The sequence below is a fragment of the Cohnella sp. genome, from assembly GCF_041640265.1.
Classification (GTDB): Bacteria; Bacillota; Bacilli; order Paenibacillales; family Paenibacillaceae; genus Cohnella.
This window is the reverse complement of sequence record NZ_JBEQAP010000080.1, coordinates 1-15,217: the sequence shown is the minus strand read 5'-3', so window position 1 is coordinate 15,217 and position 15,217 is coordinate 1. Positions and strand designations below refer to the sequence as shown.

The following is a 15,217-nucleotide window of genomic DNA, read 5'->3' as shown; positions in this document are numbered from 1 at the left end:
TCTCCAGCCCGCACATCTACCCCAAAATACTCCCTTATACCTCCCAGTGGACAGAGCTGCTGATTAAAGGTATTGCGCCAAGTAAGTAAATCATCGCCCGTCCAACAAACAAACCGCCTGGCGAAGCAAACGAATGATGGCGATCGGCAGCTTCTCCAATGCACTAACCGCCGCCAGCCTACTCGCCATCATACCAGGAACCCGTCTTTTCATCGTCATACGGGGAGGTGCGGTCAGTCGACGCGCCTCGTCCCAGCGACCGGACTAGCATGGCGGTAAACTATTTGATTAATAATGGCTATAAAAATGTGTGTATTTTATCTAAGCACTCATTAACGACTTCATTCGGGGCTTTTCCAACGATGTCTATGCGTCTAGCTCGCCAATCCAGATTTTTAATCTGATCCGTCAAAATCACCCCATTAAACACCAAACCATCGGGGAGCAATACTTCATACCCCCAGCCTCGAATGGTATGAGTGATTGGACAAACGGAAACAAAACCCGTCGTCTCATTGAATGCTTGTGGTGAAAGCACGATTGCAGACCTTCTCCCGGCCTGTTCGTGACCTGTTTGGGGATTAAAGTTTATCCATACTAGATCTCCTCGGTCTGCACTCATCTAAAGCAATTCCTTCCCTTCTACTCCGAAATCAATTTCGTCATGGCGATTATCCGATTTACATTGGGCCAACAATTCTTCTAATGTCGGCTTTTTTTTCTTTGGTATTACAATGAGCGTATGATCATCACTCACAACCAAGTCAACCTCAGATCCTTGGCTGACCGCAATACGCTCGGCGATCTGGCTGGGAATGCGAATACCTAGACTGTTTCCCCACTTTTGTATGGTGGTCGACATGTAGATTCCCCCCCTTCTTCCAATCCTTTTTTCCATTTTATCACACCCCCAACAACATGTATATACCAGTATATACACAAAGGTTAGAAATGATACATTAGAGCTTAGAGCTGCTGAATAATTGCTCGGTTAACGATTTTCTTTGGAGGGCCCCTTCATCAAACCGGACGTGAGGTTTTCCCTCATCCGGCTATAGGTAAATATAGCTCTTAAAGTTTTTACGAGTTATTGACGATACTATTTAGAGATAGCCCATACCGTAGTACCCATAGTGAAAGGAATTGGCTGTGTGAATAATAGAAAGTTTCTCACTCTAATTATGATCGCTATCACTCTCTTGACCACGTACTTTGTCCTTCATTCCTTTCGTGTATTCGACTCCAATACTTTCGCGGCGAACAATGGCGTTCTTTCGCTGCAGCAATGGGATCGGCAGGATAAACTTGTGCTTGATGGAGAATGGGACTTCTATCCGGAACAATTAATCGTGCCCCATCCGGATGAGGATGTCTTTGATCGTTATAAGGCCAATCGCCAAACCATCCCGGTACCTGCCGCATGGGATCGCTATAAGTCTAAGAAAGCTTCTCCTTACGGGACAGGCACGTATCGCTTGCTTATTCATGTTCCGGAAGACGACCTCTATGGCGTGAAGCTGAATACGATTCGTAATGCTAATAAAGTTTATCTAAATGGAGAGGAGCTTGGCTCAGCCGGCGTTCCTTCCGACAGAATCGAAGAATATCGCTTCGATTACAAAAAGTATGTCGTGTTGGGAAACAGTAAGAATAAACAGATAGAGCTTGTTATCCTCGTTGCCAATTATGACTATGCTGTTGGCGGGATTGTCAGTTCGCTCGATTTCGGTCTAGCCGATCAAATATTAACCGAACAAGGCCGTGCAAAATTCGTTGAAGCCTTTCTCATTTCCGGCTATCTGCTGTTTTCGTTTATCTACTTTACGTCCTATTTGCAGCACAAACGAAAATTTCGGTATGAGCTTTATTTCAGTCTATTCTGTTTGGCGCAAGCTTTACACATATCGACGATAAACGAAAGATGGATCTACTTACTGTTTCCGGAGTTGAGCCCCTCTTCACAACTGGAAATACAAGCCATTTCACTTACGCTTTTCGTCTTGTTTTTCCTGTTGTTTGTGTATCATTTCTTCAACATGACGGCCAGCAGAAGAATCGTCGTCGCATTAAGCGCAATACTAGGATTTCAAGCCTTGGCCGTATTTACGTTAGGCAGGACGATCGATCTCATGGTGAAGGGTTCATTTCCGCTCATTCAACTCCTTATTTCAGGGACTACCGCTATCGGTTACGTATTTATTTTTATCCTGCTGTTGAAAGCCTACAAGCAAAAAACGGATGAGTCCAACTATGTGCTGATCGTTGTTTATACTTTTGCTCTTTACGGGGATCTGCTTGCCATTGTCCTGCTATTTGAAGTGGAAATCGAAATGCCGTCCTTTCTTTTGTTTCTCATTATGGTGCTGAGCTTGGCGCTATTATTGAGTCACCGTTCTCAGCAGGCCTACAACAAAGTGGAGGAACTGTCTCATGAATTGCTTGAATTCGACCGAATGAAGGATGAATTTCTGGTCAAAACTTCACATGAGCTTGGCACTCCGCTCCATGGGATTATGAACCTTTCTCAATCGCTGCTGGAGGGCGTAGAGGGGCCTTTAAAAAGGAAACAGCAAGAAAGCGCCATATTAATCCACTCGGTTAGCAGAAGATTGGCCGGCTTGGTTAAGGATCTTTCATTCATTTCCAAAATAAAGCAAGGCGAGGTTTCTTTTACATCCAGACCGATCGAAATCCGAATGGTTGAAGAAGTGCTCGCTGAGATTGCCTATGTCATGCCACCCGCTCCATCTGTTCAATTAATCAACAAGATTCCGGCAAATTTGCCGCTTATCTACACCGATGAACAGAAGCTAAAGCAGGTTTTCTTCAACCTGATCTACAATGCGATTAAATTCACCAAGCAGGGAACGATCACGATCTCAGCTCGAATCGTAGAGCAACAGGCGCACATATCGGTTGAGGATACGGGACCGGGTATTGCTGCAGAGCACCACGACCTCATCTTTACAACCTTCTATCAAGTTGATAGCAGCCGTGCCAGGAAATCGGAAGGACTGGGTCTGGGATTAAGCATTACCAAGAAAATTGTGGAGAGCGCAGGCGGACGTATTTGGGTAACTTCCGAACTAGGCAAAGGCTCCTGCTTCACCTTCACGATCCCGCTGGCTACTAACGAGCAGCTGCTAGGACATAAGGAAATAAGCGAAGCGCACGAACAGGTCGCGTCTGCCCGAAGGGTGGATCGGGAGAGGAATCAGGCGCAGGTTATCCTGCCTGCTAGAGTGGAAGGATCAAAACCGTATACCGTATTAGTTGTAGACGACGAGCCGGCCAACTTGAAGGCGCTTATTCATATGCTTCATTCGCTTCAATATAGCGTAATTGCGGTAGGCAGCGGGCAGGAAGCGCTCGACATCGTTGAAACGGAAAAGGTGGATCTACTCGTTTTGGATTTGATGATGCCCAATATAACGGGATATGAGGTCTGCAAAACGATTAGACAGAAGCGAGACTTGGTGGATTTGCCTGTCATCATATTAACCGCAGCGGGACAATTGTCTGATTTAGTTTTATCCTTCCAATTAGGAGCCAACGATTACTTGCAGAAGCCTGTTCATTTGAAGGAATTAGAGATGCGAATCGAGTCCTTGCTGTTGATGAAAAAATCAGCGTATGATGCTGTGGAGCATGAACTCAGCTACTTTTACGCTCAGATTACGCCGCATTTTTTGTACAACACCCTTAATTCGATTATTTCGCTAAGCTGGTCCGATCAGGAAAAAACCCGAACTGCCTTAGAACATCTTTCTACCTATTTCCGGGGAAAACTGGATTACGAAAAGCAGCGCTCTCTGGTTCCTTTGGAGGAAGAAATACAATTAGTACAGGCTTACTTAGCGATCGAACAAATGCGTTTTGAAGAAAGACTTCGTATCGAATATAATATTGACGAAACCATTCAAACCTATATCCCGGCCATGACCATTCAGCCGCTAGTGGAAAATGCGGTGCGTCACGGGATAACCAAAAGAAAAGATGGCGGAACGCTGCGTCTTACGATCGAGCGGGAACGGCAGTATATCAAAATCACGATAGAAGATGACGGGATCGGGATTCCTCCGGAAAAGCAGCAAGAGCTATTGCGCGGGCGAAACGAGCGATTAGGCTTTACTAATCCATTTAGAAAGCTTTCGCTGATTAAAGGAACTCGTTTTCAATTGAACAGTGAGCTGGGGAAAGGGACAACCATCCTCATTCATATGCTCGAGATCAAGGACAATTATACACACCTTCCGTGATTATTCATGACTAGAAAAAACCGCCTTCTTCCAGGAGTTTTATTCTTCGTCTTCTTCTTTCGGACTGCATACTCCTATAAAAGGCACGCATAAATCCGTATCCGGACAAAAGCCTGGATTTTCCATACATAAGGCATTAGTAAAACGAGGACTGCGCTGACTGAGTTTATGAAAATAGCAAACAATCTCATGATTGCGTACGGCGACGCTGTTAAATTGGAACGAAAGCGGAACTTTGTTCCTCACATGTTCATAAAATATTCCATTATCTGTAAACGGAGGCGGATAAGCTCGAGCCGGCAATGTCGGAATAATGTCATGGACATTAACGATGCGGAAACTATTCTTTACGACCCGATCAAACCGGTCAGCAAATTCCGGGTTTCCGGTACGCGCACTGCCGTACGTATAAACAACAGGCCGCTTAAATTCGGTATTCTCGGCTATATCCAGCGCAGCTAAAGTGGCCAAGGCTCCGCCTAAACTGTGTCCTGCGACCATCAGTCTTTTGGCTGTGGAGAGCTTGCTTAATTGTTCAATCAATTCTTCTCTGGTCGATAAATAAATACAGGTAAACCCGCGGTGGGTTCTTCCGGCATCCTCGACAAAGGGATAGGTGACTTGATACAGGTCCGTATCGGACTCATTGTCTTGAAAGGTCCGGGTCCCTCGAAACACGACAATGATTTGATTTGGGGACTCGGCAATAAAACCGAACACTTCCTCCACCGGCTCCTCGACGCCGGCAAGCGCGTGAATGATCGATCGGATCTCAAAGCCGCTCGGCAAGAAGACCTCTCGCCCTTCAAACAGCTGATACGACTGATAGACCATCCCCGCGAGCAAAATCGCTTCTTCATGGTTAAAAGCGCTGGAGATTTTCATACTTGCAACCCCTCATAAACCATTTCTTCCTTCAACCATTCAGACATCCTTGGTAAGAAACGCACCTATCCGTCTCAGGACAAAACCCCGGATTCTCCCTGCATAATGTTCTTGCATAATCTGGATTCTCCTGGCTGAGAGTCTTGAAATAACAAGCGATCGCGTCATTGCGGGGAGTGTTATTCAACTGGAAAGAGATCGGATGCTTTGTTCTTACATGCTGGTAGGCGATTCCTTTTCTTGTAAACGGGGGCGGATAGTTACGATCCGGAAACGTTGGAAATGAATCATGAATATTGACGATTCGCTCACTGTGAGTGACAAATTGATTGAATCGGGAAGCGAAGACAGGGTCTCCAACACGAGGGCTGCCGTACGTATAGACGACGGGTTCGTTAAACTTGGTGTTCACGGCGATATCCAAAGCCGCCAGCGTGGCTAGGGCTCCACCGTAATTATGTCCAGTAATAAACAGACGTTTTGAGGTTGGCAGTTTGTTTAATTGTCTAAAAATCGAGATTCGGGTTGATCGGTAAACACAGGTAAATCCGCGCGAGGTTCTCCCCGCATTCCTGACAAAGGGATAGGGGATTTGCAGGATGTCATAACTAGCCAACAGATCCGCAGGATAGGAAGCGTACCCTCTGAACGCGATAATTATTTGATTCTCCGACTCTGCAATGAAACCAAACTGGAGTTCCTCAGGATTCTCTACATTTGCAAAACCGCGTATGACAGAGAGAAGATCAAACCCTTTCGGCAGCACAAGCTTTCCTTCCAAGAAAAGAGGATAGGTCTGATAACTCATTGCCGCAAGAAAGATAGCCGTTTGATCATTGAAGCTGTCCCTTTTTGCGTTTTTCATATTCATCCTCCGGGTGAACGACTCATGAACGAAATACTTGATTATAATTATGAAGTTCTTTCCCGGTAAATGATTATATAGTACCTATAATGTAAGCTGTTCTCCTGGCCGGAGAGCGAAGCCATCGATTCCTTGCACCATAATTCGGACGGAAAAGGCGGAGGAAAACTTTCCTGTTGAATGCCAATTATTCCGGGAAAATCTTTCGCCTTGTAGTTTCGGATGATAGCGGGAACCGGCCGCTCCTAGTCAATGGACTCATATTGGACCGCTGGAACAATAGTATCCTCCAGGTAACTCCCCCACGGCAAAGTGCCTACTTCCTAAAATGAAATGAAGCCTCTACAATGGGCTAAGTTGAACAACAACAACAACAACAATCATTTTGAAGGAGAGATCGTCCTATGGAACTTCAATTGGCATTGGATCTTGTAGACATTCCGGGAGCAAAGCAAGTGGTTGCGGAAGTTGCGGAGCATATTGATATTGTCGAAATCGGTACGCCGGTCGTCATTAACGAAGGGTTGAGAGCGGTAAAGGAAATTAAAGAGGCATTTCCGTCTCTGCGCGTGCTGGCTGACCTGAAAATTATGGATGCAGGCGGATATGAGGTCATGAAAGCATCCGAAGCGGGAGCGGATATTATTACCGTTCTGGGTGCGTCGGACGATTCGACGATTCGAGGCGCCGTCGAGGAAGCCAGAAAACAAAACAAAAAAATTATGGTCGACATGATCAACGTGAAGGACATTGAAGGCAGGGCCAAAGAAATTGACGCGCTTGGCGTTGATTATATCTGCGTCCATTCCGGTTACGACCATCAGGCGGCAGGCAAAAACTCCTTTGAAGAGCTTACGGCGATCAAACGTGTCGTTAAGCATGCAAAAACGGCGATAGCTGGCGGCATAAAGCTGAATACGCTGCCGGAAGTCATCAAGGCCAATCCGGATCTGGTCATTGTCGGCGGCGGTATTACAGGCCAGGAGGATAAGAAGGCAACTGCGGCTGAAATGAAAAGATTGGTTAGTCAGGCCTAACCTCATGGAAACGATAAAATATGCCGCCGAGATCATCAAGGAGCTTCATCGCTCGGTGGAACAAATCGCCGATGCTGAAGCCGAAACATTGGCCGATATCATTCTGCAATCCAACAAAGTGTTTGTAGCTGGCGCAGGAAGATCGGGTTTGATGGGGCGGGCTTTCGCCATGCGGCTGATGCATACCGGGATACACGCCTATGTGGTCGGGGAAACGGTAACTCCCGGCATCGACAAGGGCGATGTCCTCATCGTCGGCACAGGCTCGGGGGAAACAAGAAGCTTGATCCCGATGGCCCAAAAAGCGAAAAGTCTGGAGGCGTCCGTTGTTGCGGTCACGATCGCTCCGGAGTCGACGATCGGATGTTTGGCGGATGCTCTGGTAAAGCTGCCGGGATCGCCTAAGGATCAAGCAAGCGGCTGCCATACGACCATTCAGCCGATGGCTTCATTGTTCGAACAGACTTTATTGGTATTTTACGACGCCGTCATTCTCCGGCTGATGGACAAACGGGGACAGGACTCCGGCAGGATGTACGGCAGACATGCCAACCTGGAGTAAGCCGATCAGGCAAAGTCGTAGCGGCCCTGCGGGGCGAATTCGGCGGACATGCTGTGGAAAAAAGCAGTTGACGCATTAGAATCATGAATAAATTCATCCACTCCTTCAGTTTCCAAACAGAAAGTATATCCTTTTACCTATTGTAGATACTTGTGGTATACTACCGGGTGGAGGGGATGGATGATGGCGAATGAAGTAAAAGATCGCATCGATTTGATGACGATTAACTGCGAGAAAGAATTGACGCTGGCCGTGATCGGAGGCAAGTGGAAATTAATCATTTTGTGGCATCTCGGTTTGGAAGGAACGAAACGGTTTAGCGAACTGAAAAAACTAATCCCCCACATTACGCAAAAGATGTTGACCAATCAGTTGCGTGAATTGGAAGAAGATCAGTTGATCTTCCGTAAAGTGTATCCCGTGGTTCCTCCCCGGGTAGAGTATTCTTTGACGGAACACGGCGAAAGTCTCATGCCTGTTTTGAAAATGATGTACAACTGGGGAAAAAAATATGGGGAACAAGTCGTATGGAAAGACGGACGGACTTGTCAGGAGACCGCGTTATAATCCTCAATAAAAATCCTCACGAAGAACCAGCCCGTGGCTCTGTTCTTCTGTGAGGATTTTCTGTCATCGCCATTTCGGACAACGATCATGCCGCCGTTAACTTAGTTCGACAAGCCCTCTACTCGCTGCCAAGCTCGTTTCCTCCCTCTGCTGCTTCTCTTAGGAGATTAGATCCTACTTCACCGTAATACTCCCGTTGAATTCTCTATTTGCAGCTTCATGCACCGGCGTTCCTTCCGCCTCGGTTCCATTCCAGATTTGCAAAGAAACCAGGTTCTGAGGTTTCCCATGTGCAGCTCCCGACTGCAACACCAGTCGTATCGTATAGGCCTCCCCCAGATCGTCCTGCGCGGTTCCTTGAATATATACGAACCCATTCAGGTCTGCTGCTACGAAGCCGCCGTTCGACGTAATACGCATTCCTTGCGGCTTCGCATGTATGTTCAGATACCCGTGCATGACCTGATCGGAAGGGTCGAGATTCCACTCGGTTTCCAAATGAAGTTTTTTCGCGTTACCTCCAAGGACTGGGTTTGGCGTTTCCACATCCATCCATCCGTGCCCCCCCAGCTTCGCGGCCCCGGCTCCGTTAACCGCGATAATCGCATCGGTTTCAGCCGCCAGAAACCGTCCGTTGTTTACAAGAGCCGATCTGACCTGATAAATACCTGCCGGAAGGATCACCTGAGCGGAAGCGATGCCAAGCGCATTCGTCACGTATACCGATTGTGTGACCGAAGCCGGATACTCGGTGAACAATCCGTTAGCGTCCATCTTAAACAGCGTGAACTTGACCGGCAGATTGCCGACGTCCCCAAGCTCTCCATCCTGCTGCTGCGAGACGCCGGCAGACAAACTGATCGGCGTCAGTTCCGCGGCATGGAGAGTTCCGGTATAGACGATACCCGATTCTTCTTGATGCACCGTCAATACGCCAGAAGATTCACTCGCCTTCAGTCGGTTCGCCTGGTTACCCGAAAAGACTGCTTGCAGCATATGCTCCGAGAAACTTTGCTCCGGATTCCCAGTCGTCTCCGTCTGCACTTGATACGGAAGAATCGCCGTTCCCTCCTCATCCGTTATCGATTGCCCGACATAGGAGCCGTCCACTTTGAAAGCAACGGTCTCCCCCGGTATAGGCTGGCCTGCGCCATTCTTCAACATCGCTTTTAATGAAACGGTATCGCTGTAAACACCGGATACGGAATCGACTTGGAGCGTTGTACTGCCATCGATCGTCGTAAAGATCAAGGTAGGGGCCCGACCGATGTCCGGACCTTCGATCGTGCTCACAGAAGCCGGATTATCGTTTGACGCCATGGTCAACCGGAAACTCAGCGTTGGATCGGTTTGGCTTTGATAAAATTTGGTGATGTCGAAAGTAACGAAGCTATTATCCAGAACCGGAACGATATGCCCCAGATCCATATCCGTAAATTGCCTTACCGGTTGATTTGCAGCGGTAATCGAAGCGGGATCCCAAGAGTCGTCAACAATTCCTCTCAATAAAAGATCGGATCCGATCTGGGCAGAATCGACATACAGCCTGAGCTGTACCGTATCGACCGCATCCGCAAGCGTCGGTACGGTCACTTTCATGTACCCGCTTTGTTTGCCGCCATCCGTTTGAATCCGCATATGCGTCTCATTATTGTAGTTGGTATTTACATTGCCCGAATTGATGTCGTCTACATACGTATCGGCATCCACGACCTTCGTTGTTTGCGCTGAAGGATGAACCGTTATCGACATAGGCGGAGAAGTCGTTCCGTTATACGTCGCAATAATAGATGCAAGGCCCAAACCCCTCGCCATCACCGCTCCGCCTTCAGAAACGGATACCACGCTTGTATTGCTGCTGACAAAAGCGGAGCTTACCGTTACATCTTCCGTTGACGAATCCTCATAATGCGCAATCGCTGAAAGCCGCTTGGCTGCCCCTCCGAGAGCGATGTCCGATGGAACGCCGGAGAGGCTGACTCCTGTAAATGCGGGTGTATCTACGCTGATCGTATTGCTGGATACTTTCCGGTTCGCCTGATCTACCGCTTCCACTTGAAACGTATACGTCGTACCCGGTTCCAGCGATAAGGCATTGTAATTTGAAACATCTCCGAAAACGATATCTTTAAGCTCGCCGTTTTGATAAAGGTTATAGGCAACAATGTGCGTATCGTCAACCGCCTCCTGCCACTCAAGATGAGCTTTTCGCGGCGCCACGCTTACCAATGTTAAAGGCTGCGCCGAATGCCATACCGGAGGAGCGGTGTCCGTCTCCTGATCCTGGCTGAATTCATCAGCCCCGACATCGGGAATGCCGGCTCGCGGTTCTCGCTCCATATCTTCTGTAATGAACGAATAGGGACCTCCAATGCTATAATCGCCTATGGATGCATCGAGAGCAGGACTGATTGGGCTCAGCTTTTTGAATTTGATCGTCCGAAGCCGCTCATACTCGTTCGATGACCATAACCAGGCATATTCCGTTTGGTCGAGCTCAAGAACCTCATCCTTCATCATCGGAAACGCCACCTTGACCTCCGACTCGGCGAGCGGTGCGGAATTGCCGGTAATGAGCGGAACGCCGTTTTGCGGAAACATGATATTCCCCGACCATACCAACCCCGGAATAGGCGTCATGATTTTGATCAGTTCTTGTTGACCTCCAACCGCCAGATTATTGGCAAACACCAGATTTTCCGGAGGCCTGCCGTAACGCGTCATCCCCAGCTCTATGCTGCCTTTGTTATTGACGAATGTATTGTTGGCGATAAGGATATTTTTGGCTATATAGTGGTTGGCCGTTCTGGAAATGGGCTGTGTCATATTGTCGTTATCGCCGGTCGTAATCGTAATCGCCGCATCCCACTCGGTCCCCGTCAAGTCTTGGAAATAGTTGTTGTACACTTTATGATTCTCGCCGTAAATGCGAACGCCGCCCGGGCCTAACGCTCTGCTGTCGGGATCGGCCGGAGGCTCCAACCGGTTATTGCCGATAAACATGTTGCCGTATACGCTGGAGCCGTTGCCGGATCTTAGAGCCACCGTCCCCAGAGATTCGATAAAATAGTTATAGCGGATCGTATTGCCGCCGCTCTTGACCGAAACATATTCCGGATCGCTGTCGACATGATCGAATACGTTGTATTGAATCGTCGCGTAGGCATTCAGATGAACCAGATCGCTTACGCCGATTCGTATGCCTTCCGACTCGTTGACTTGGCGCGGCAGAGTATTGCGGAAAATATTGTACTCGACCGTATCGTTTTGGGTAATTTCGTAAGTGCCCAGCGTGGTGTCCCGCGCCCCGTCAAAGGTAATGAATTTTCCGGTATCCCGTTTATTTTCCATTAAATTATGATCGATCCGGTTATGATGGCTGCCTGAGCCGTCCAAGAGAACCCAGGTCGACTTGGAGGCCGCCGAAGCCGTACTTGGAGAGTGAAAATAGTTGTTTGTAATACGAATGTAGCGGGAGCCGGTCAGCCTGACCCAATTCGAAGCGCTGCCCATCTCAAAATCCATGTCCTGTATCGTAATGTACGAACTGTCTGTCAATCGAATGCCGGTTGTATGGAATACAGCCTTCCCCTTATTCTTTGCTTTGACCACGATCGGCTTGTCGGGCTCGCCGTGAATCCCGGTAATGCTGAAGCCGGCGTAATTCCCGTTCTCCAGCTCAATCAGACTCCCCGGAACCGAAGCTCTCAGCGCAAGAACGAGTTCCGTCGAATTCGTGACCGTAACCGGAGGGTTTGTCTGAGGAACCGCGGAAATCGCCGGCGCGCTATCGCTTCCTTCTCCACCTCCGTTCAGGCTGCTTACGACGAAATAGTAGGTTTGGCCGACCGATAGATTGCTTGCCGTATAGGTAGTGGCCGTAACGGGAGTGCTGTTTACCGCCGTAAAAGGTCCGTCCGGGCTTGAAGACATCTTAACATTGTAGCCTGTCGCATTCGCCGCGGCTGCCCACGATAATTTCACCGATCCTCCCCCAAGGAGGGAAGCGCTTACATTGGTCGGAGCGTCCGGAACATGGGGCCCCTGAGGAGTATACGCCTCTACCCTGATATCGTCGAATGCAGTCGTGCCGGCATTGCTGTACAGTCCGACGAGACCTGCGTTGTAAGGGGCCGTATCGGTGCCGGAGAGCACGAGCGTAGTTCCGTAAAAACCTTGCAGCGTCAAAGTGGCATCCGCGTTACGAATCACATGAAGTTTGAGCGGCATGTAACCTAGAGAATCATAGGAAGAACTCAAAGTTTCGTTCGGGATCGAAATGCCGCTGACATTCACCGTACCTGGCGTCGGCGGCACCGCGACTTTGGAGTTGCCTGTCACCTTCTCCAAATAGAATTGGTAGCTAAGCGTATTTTTCTTCATCATGAACCGATAGTATGTTCGCGTAGATCCGCTCCCGGAATATCTCGCAACCAATCCCGCATAGGTACTATTGGCGCCGGTGACTTTGGCTCTCCCGGACAAGGTTATGCTTTCGCTCGTCATGTACGGATTGCTGCTCCCCCAGTACTCGTTAGTCAGCACGTAGGTAGCGGGATCGGTTTGTCTTAAAAAGTGATTCGACTCAACCTCCCCCGACACCGTCTCCTCGTCTACTATCCAGGTCGCGCTTCCTCCGACGGCATTCGTCCAGGGTTGGGACTGACTCACAGGACTCCCTATAGGAGACGTATATCCCGATTGTTCGGTTCCATAGCCTTCGAAGCTCTCATGCTGCAGATCGTTCACGGAGGCCGATGCGGTGTTCACCCCGATCGATGCCAAACTTAGAGAAAGTGCCAGCAGAACAGATATGAAACCACTTACCTGTTTCTTTACAGCCGATAGGCTTATCAATAGATTCACCATCCTATAAGCAGAATTAAGGTCTATTATAAAAATCCATATTTAGGATGGACATGATTGATTTTAAGAGCCTTTGCGCTTTTTTAAGCCTATAGTAAAGTATCCACTCGGACAACGAAAAAAAGCCCCGCGGACAGTTGAAGTTCAACTGTTCGCTTGGGCATTCGTTCTTGTTTCGAATGGTGCTTTTACCGCTGCCATTATTACCAGCAAATATATACATAATCGGCTTCTGTTCATACATGAGAGGCATCTGAATCAGCAACGGGGACAATGTCTCCATTGTTGTATTCTTTCACAATTTGGCCTTCCGCAGTTTTATATACAATGTATGTGTCGTTAGCTTTTGCATCCAGCTTGGCGCGATCTCCTGTAAGCCTAATAAGTTTCTCTAGAGCTTTGAATTTATCCATGAGTTTCACCTTCTCATTACCAGTATTGGAGTTGTCAAAAAAAGTGCAGTTTGAAAACACCCTCATACAGAAATCCCGTTACTAAGTTGCTTGTGACAGCATTCTTTCGCGATAAATAGCTGGGGGCCAGCCCCCTGGATTAGAGGTGTAAATCTACCGCCTGTTGTAGTAGACCATGATGTATCTAAAGATGATCGATCTAATATAGGTCATCGGATAGCGCTCGTTGTTGATCTTGTACAGCTTCTCTTTCTTTAGCGTAGCAGAAAAGCTTTCCATCCTTGCGTTATCATAGCAACGCCCTGTGCCGCTCATGCGCTGAATGGCATCACGTTTAGCCAGACACTCTCGGAATGCAGTTGTCGTCCATGGCGAGGCCCACGATCTCTCCGTTGAAACAATCCAGTACCGCGGACAGATATAGCTTGCCGTCTGAACAAGGGACTTCGGTGATTGTCCGATAGCCACTTTTGGTTGGGGGGCTGAGGATCTGAAGTTTCTTTGAATCAGGTTCTCGCTCTAATGTAACAACCAAAACAAAAGCGCTAGCTAAATACGCCGCGCTTCAGTATAGAGAGTCCGAACTCCTACTTTATAGATACCATATATGAAAATGTATGTTCGTGTTCACTTAACACCAGTCCGAGCGTGACCATGTAACGTTCATTTTCAAAAATCCAGGTCTTCATCTCGCTGATTTCGGTTGCCATTTCTTTTGTATAGCCATTGTTCGGAAACCATTCTGCCAGTTCGACAATTTTCTCCTGATCAGTAACGATGTATATCAATTGCCAGCCATTCTCAGCTTTTATTGCTGAGCTCAATTCGCCTTCCGGCTGTGGGAACTCGCCAGGGAAGTCGGCCGGAATTTCGACTTTGCTGTCTATTTCAACGTTACCATCCCCTGCATCCACGACGGCTTCATCTTCTTGATTGAAATCTGCGCTTACCTCTTCGCCGTACTGCTTCTCCAACGCAGTCTCGGTCACCGGCTCCAACGAACTTTGGCATCCTGTCAAAACCAATACCCAAACTACCAACAACCATAACGCTCTCCACTTATTCATTCGGCACCTCCTTATCTTCATTACTCCCTACATCCACCACTCACCATAATGTTTATAAAAATTATCATTTTTTATTATATATGGAACCTCTCAGCCGCACAATCAAATCCGATACGTATGCGCTGTCCGGGAAAGCTTCGCTCTAATTCGGTAAGCTTCAGATAGCCCCCAGCGGGCCTAGACAAGCTAGGCACAACTAGCTTGTCTAGGCCCGCAACCTCTGTGCAATAAATTACATATTTTGATATAATTCTAGTGTACAACAAACTTGGGTGGGGAAGTATCGCCTCCAGAGTGGAGGTGATGCTCATGCAATTTTCGTTGACAGAAGTGATCATGCTCGGCATGTTTTTGCTGGCTTTGCTCACATATCTGAAAAGACGAAAATAACCCGCCCAGGTTGACGGCCTGCGGGTTATTTTCTGGTCACTGACTGGGGGTTTCCCACCCAATATGTTGTGCAGGGAGCCGGATGGCCGTCCGGCTCCTTCTTCTATCTTAATCATATCATGACGGTTTCATTCATGCAATTTGCCTTTAGTCTTTTTAGGCTTTACTGTGAAGGGTAACTAGTAGAAAGCTCCCGAATTAACGAAACATTGAGTTACCCTTCTAAACCATACTTCCATCGGAATGGCATGGGGTTCTCATTGACTTCTTTAAGGTAGCGTTCAATTCGTTGTTTCAACTCTTCTT

13 protein-coding genes and 1 pseudogene are annotated in these 15,217 nt (G+C 48.0%); 4 read left to right on the top strand and 10 right to left on the bottom strand.

Annotation, left to right across the window (positions count from 1 at the left end; translation table 11 throughout):
* Nucleotides 1-90: 90 nt before the first annotated feature.
* The 3 genes from ACESLK_RS28695 to ACESLK_RS28685 all read right to left on the bottom strand — a co-directional run bounded on the left by ACESLK_RS28695 (nt 91) and on the right by ACESLK_RS28685 (nt 862).
* Nucleotides 91-219, bottom strand: a complete 129-nt coding sequence (locus tag ACESLK_RS28695) for a hypothetical protein (protein WP_373233246.1) — start codon at nt 217-219, stop codon at nt 91-93.
* Between the two features lie 79 nt (nt 220-298).
* Entirely contained in the window at nt 299-622 is a 324-nt protein-coding gene (locus ACESLK_RS28690; RefSeq protein ID WP_373233245.1) for a type II toxin-antitoxin system PemK/MazF family toxin, read from the bottom strand.
* Nucleotides 623-862, bottom strand: a complete 240-nt coding sequence (locus tag ACESLK_RS28685) for an AbrB/MazE/SpoVT family DNA-binding domain-containing protein (RefSeq protein ID WP_373233244.1) — start codon at nt 860-862, stop codon at nt 623-625.
* A 289-nt stretch (nt 863-1,151) separates the two neighbouring features.
* Here ACESLK_RS28685 and ACESLK_RS28680 point away from each other — a divergent pair, with 289 nt between their 5' ends.
* Nucleotides 1,152-4,259: an ATP-binding protein gene (locus ACESLK_RS28680; protein ID WP_373233242.1), complete on the top strand. Its 3,108-nt coding sequence runs from the start codon at nt 1,152-1,154 to the stop codon at nt 4,257-4,259.
* A gap of 39 nt (nt 4,260-4,298) precedes the next feature.
* Here the strand turns inward: ACESLK_RS28680 and ACESLK_RS28675 are convergent, their stop codons facing one another.
* The 3 genes and pseudogenes from ACESLK_RS28675 to ACESLK_RS28665 all read right to left on the bottom strand — a co-directional run.
* The gene (locus tag ACESLK_RS28675; RefSeq protein WP_373233241.1) at nt 4,299-5,144 is read right to left on the bottom strand and encodes a lipase family protein; all 846 of its coding nucleotides are present in this window, start codon (nt 5,142-5,144) and stop codon (nt 4,299-4,301) included.
* 31 nt (nt 5,145-5,175) lie between these two features.
* Nucleotides 5,176-6,009 carry a lipase family protein gene (locus ACESLK_RS28670; RefSeq protein WP_373233240.1) on the bottom strand — a complete coding sequence of 278 codons (834 nt, stop codon included), beginning with the start codon at nt 6,007-6,009 and terminating at the stop codon, nt 5,176-5,178.
* A 137-nt stretch (nt 6,010-6,146) separates the two neighbouring features.
* Nucleotides 6,147-6,236 (bottom strand): annotated as a pseudogene (locus tag ACESLK_RS28665) (GNAT family N-acetyltransferase); the annotation flags it as partial.
* Between the two features lie 177 nt (nt 6,237-6,413).
* Between ACESLK_RS28665 and hxlA the strand changes: the two are divergent.
* The 3 genes from hxlA (at nt 6,414) to ACESLK_RS28650 (ending at nt 8,175) form a co-directional block, all read left to right on the top strand.
* A complete protein-coding gene (gene hxlA, locus ACESLK_RS28660; RefSeq protein WP_373233239.1) occupies nt 6,414-7,046 on the top strand; it encodes a 3-hexulose-6-phosphate synthase in 633 nt (210 codons plus the stop codon).
* Nucleotides 7,047-7,050: 4 nt separating this feature from the next.
* The gene (gene hxlB / locus ACESLK_RS28655) at nt 7,051-7,608 is read left to right on the top strand and encodes a 6-phospho-3-hexuloisomerase (protein ID WP_373233238.1); all 558 of its coding nucleotides are present in this window, start codon (nt 7,051-7,053) and stop codon (nt 7,606-7,608) included.
* Between the two features lie 183 nt (nt 7,609-7,791).
* Nucleotides 7,792-8,175 (top strand): winged helix-turn-helix transcriptional regulator, encoded by a 384-nt coding sequence (locus ACESLK_RS28650; RefSeq protein ID WP_373233247.1) that lies wholly within the window; start codon nt 7,792-7,794, stop codon nt 8,173-8,175.
* 174 nt (nt 8,176-8,349) lie between these two features.
* Here the strand turns inward: ACESLK_RS28650 and ACESLK_RS28645 are convergent, their stop codons facing one another.
* The 4 genes from ACESLK_RS28645 to ACESLK_RS28630 form a co-directional block, all read right to left on the bottom strand.
* Nucleotides 8,350-13,032 (bottom strand): chondroitinase-B domain-containing protein, encoded by a 4,683-nt coding sequence (locus tag ACESLK_RS28645; RefSeq protein ID WP_373233237.1) that lies wholly within the window; start codon nt 13,030-13,032, stop codon nt 8,350-8,352.
* A 245-nt stretch (nt 13,033-13,277) separates the two neighbouring features.
* A complete protein-coding gene (locus tag ACESLK_RS28640) occupies nt 13,278-13,454 on the bottom strand; it encodes a hypothetical protein (protein WP_373233236.1) in 177 nt (58 codons plus the stop codon).
* A 153-nt stretch (nt 13,455-13,607) separates the two neighbouring features.
* Nucleotides 13,608-13,922: a hypothetical protein gene (locus tag ACESLK_RS28635; protein ID WP_373233235.1), complete on the bottom strand. Its 315-nt coding sequence runs from the start codon at nt 13,920-13,922 to the stop codon at nt 13,608-13,610.
* Between the two features lie 119 nt (nt 13,923-14,041).
* Nucleotides 14,042-14,521, bottom strand: a complete 480-nt coding sequence (locus ACESLK_RS28630) for a hypothetical protein (protein ID WP_373233234.1) — start codon at nt 14,519-14,521, stop codon at nt 14,042-14,044.
* Nucleotides 14,522-15,217 lie beyond the last annotated feature (696 nt).

What these genes read in the sequence shown, in the direction of transcription:
- ACESLK_RS28695 (WP_373233246.1), bottom strand. Translation starts at nt 219, where the DNA reads ATGACGATGAAAAGACGGGTTCCTGGTATGATGGCGAGTAGGCTGGCG.
- ACESLK_RS28690 (WP_373233245.1), bottom strand. Translation starts at nt 622, where the DNA reads ATGAGTGCAGACCGAGGAGATCTAGTATGGATAAACTTTAATCCCCAA.
- ACESLK_RS28685 (WP_373233244.1), bottom strand. Translation starts at nt 862, where the DNA reads ATGTCGACCACCATACAAAAGTGGGGAAACAGTCTAGGTATTCGCATT.
- ACESLK_RS28675 (WP_373233241.1), bottom strand. Translation starts at nt 5,144, where the DNA reads ATGAAAATCTCCAGCGCTTTTAACCATGAAGAAGCGATTTTGCTCGCG.
- ACESLK_RS28670 (WP_373233240.1), bottom strand. Translation starts at nt 6,009, where the DNA reads ATGAAAAACGCAAAAAGGGACAGCTTCAATGATCAAACGGCTATCTTT.
- hxlA (WP_373233239.1), top strand. Translation starts at nt 6,414, where the DNA reads ATGGAACTTCAATTGGCATTGGATCTTGTAGACATTCCGGGAGCAAAG.
- hxlB (WP_373233238.1), top strand. Translation starts at nt 7,051, where the DNA reads ATGGAAACGATAAAATATGCCGCCGAGATCATCAAGGAGCTTCATCGC.
- ACESLK_RS28650 (WP_373233247.1), top strand. Translation starts at nt 7,792, where the DNA reads ATGGCGAATGAAGTAAAAGATCGCATCGATTTGATGACGATTAACTGC.
- ACESLK_RS28640 (WP_373233236.1), bottom strand. Translation starts at nt 13,454, where the DNA reads ATGGATAAATTCAAAGCTCTAGAGAAACTTATTAGGCTTACAGGAGAT.
- ACESLK_RS28630 (WP_373233234.1), bottom strand. Translation starts at nt 14,521, where the DNA reads ATGAATAAGTGGAGAGCGTTATGGTTGTTGGTAGTTTGGGTATTGGTT.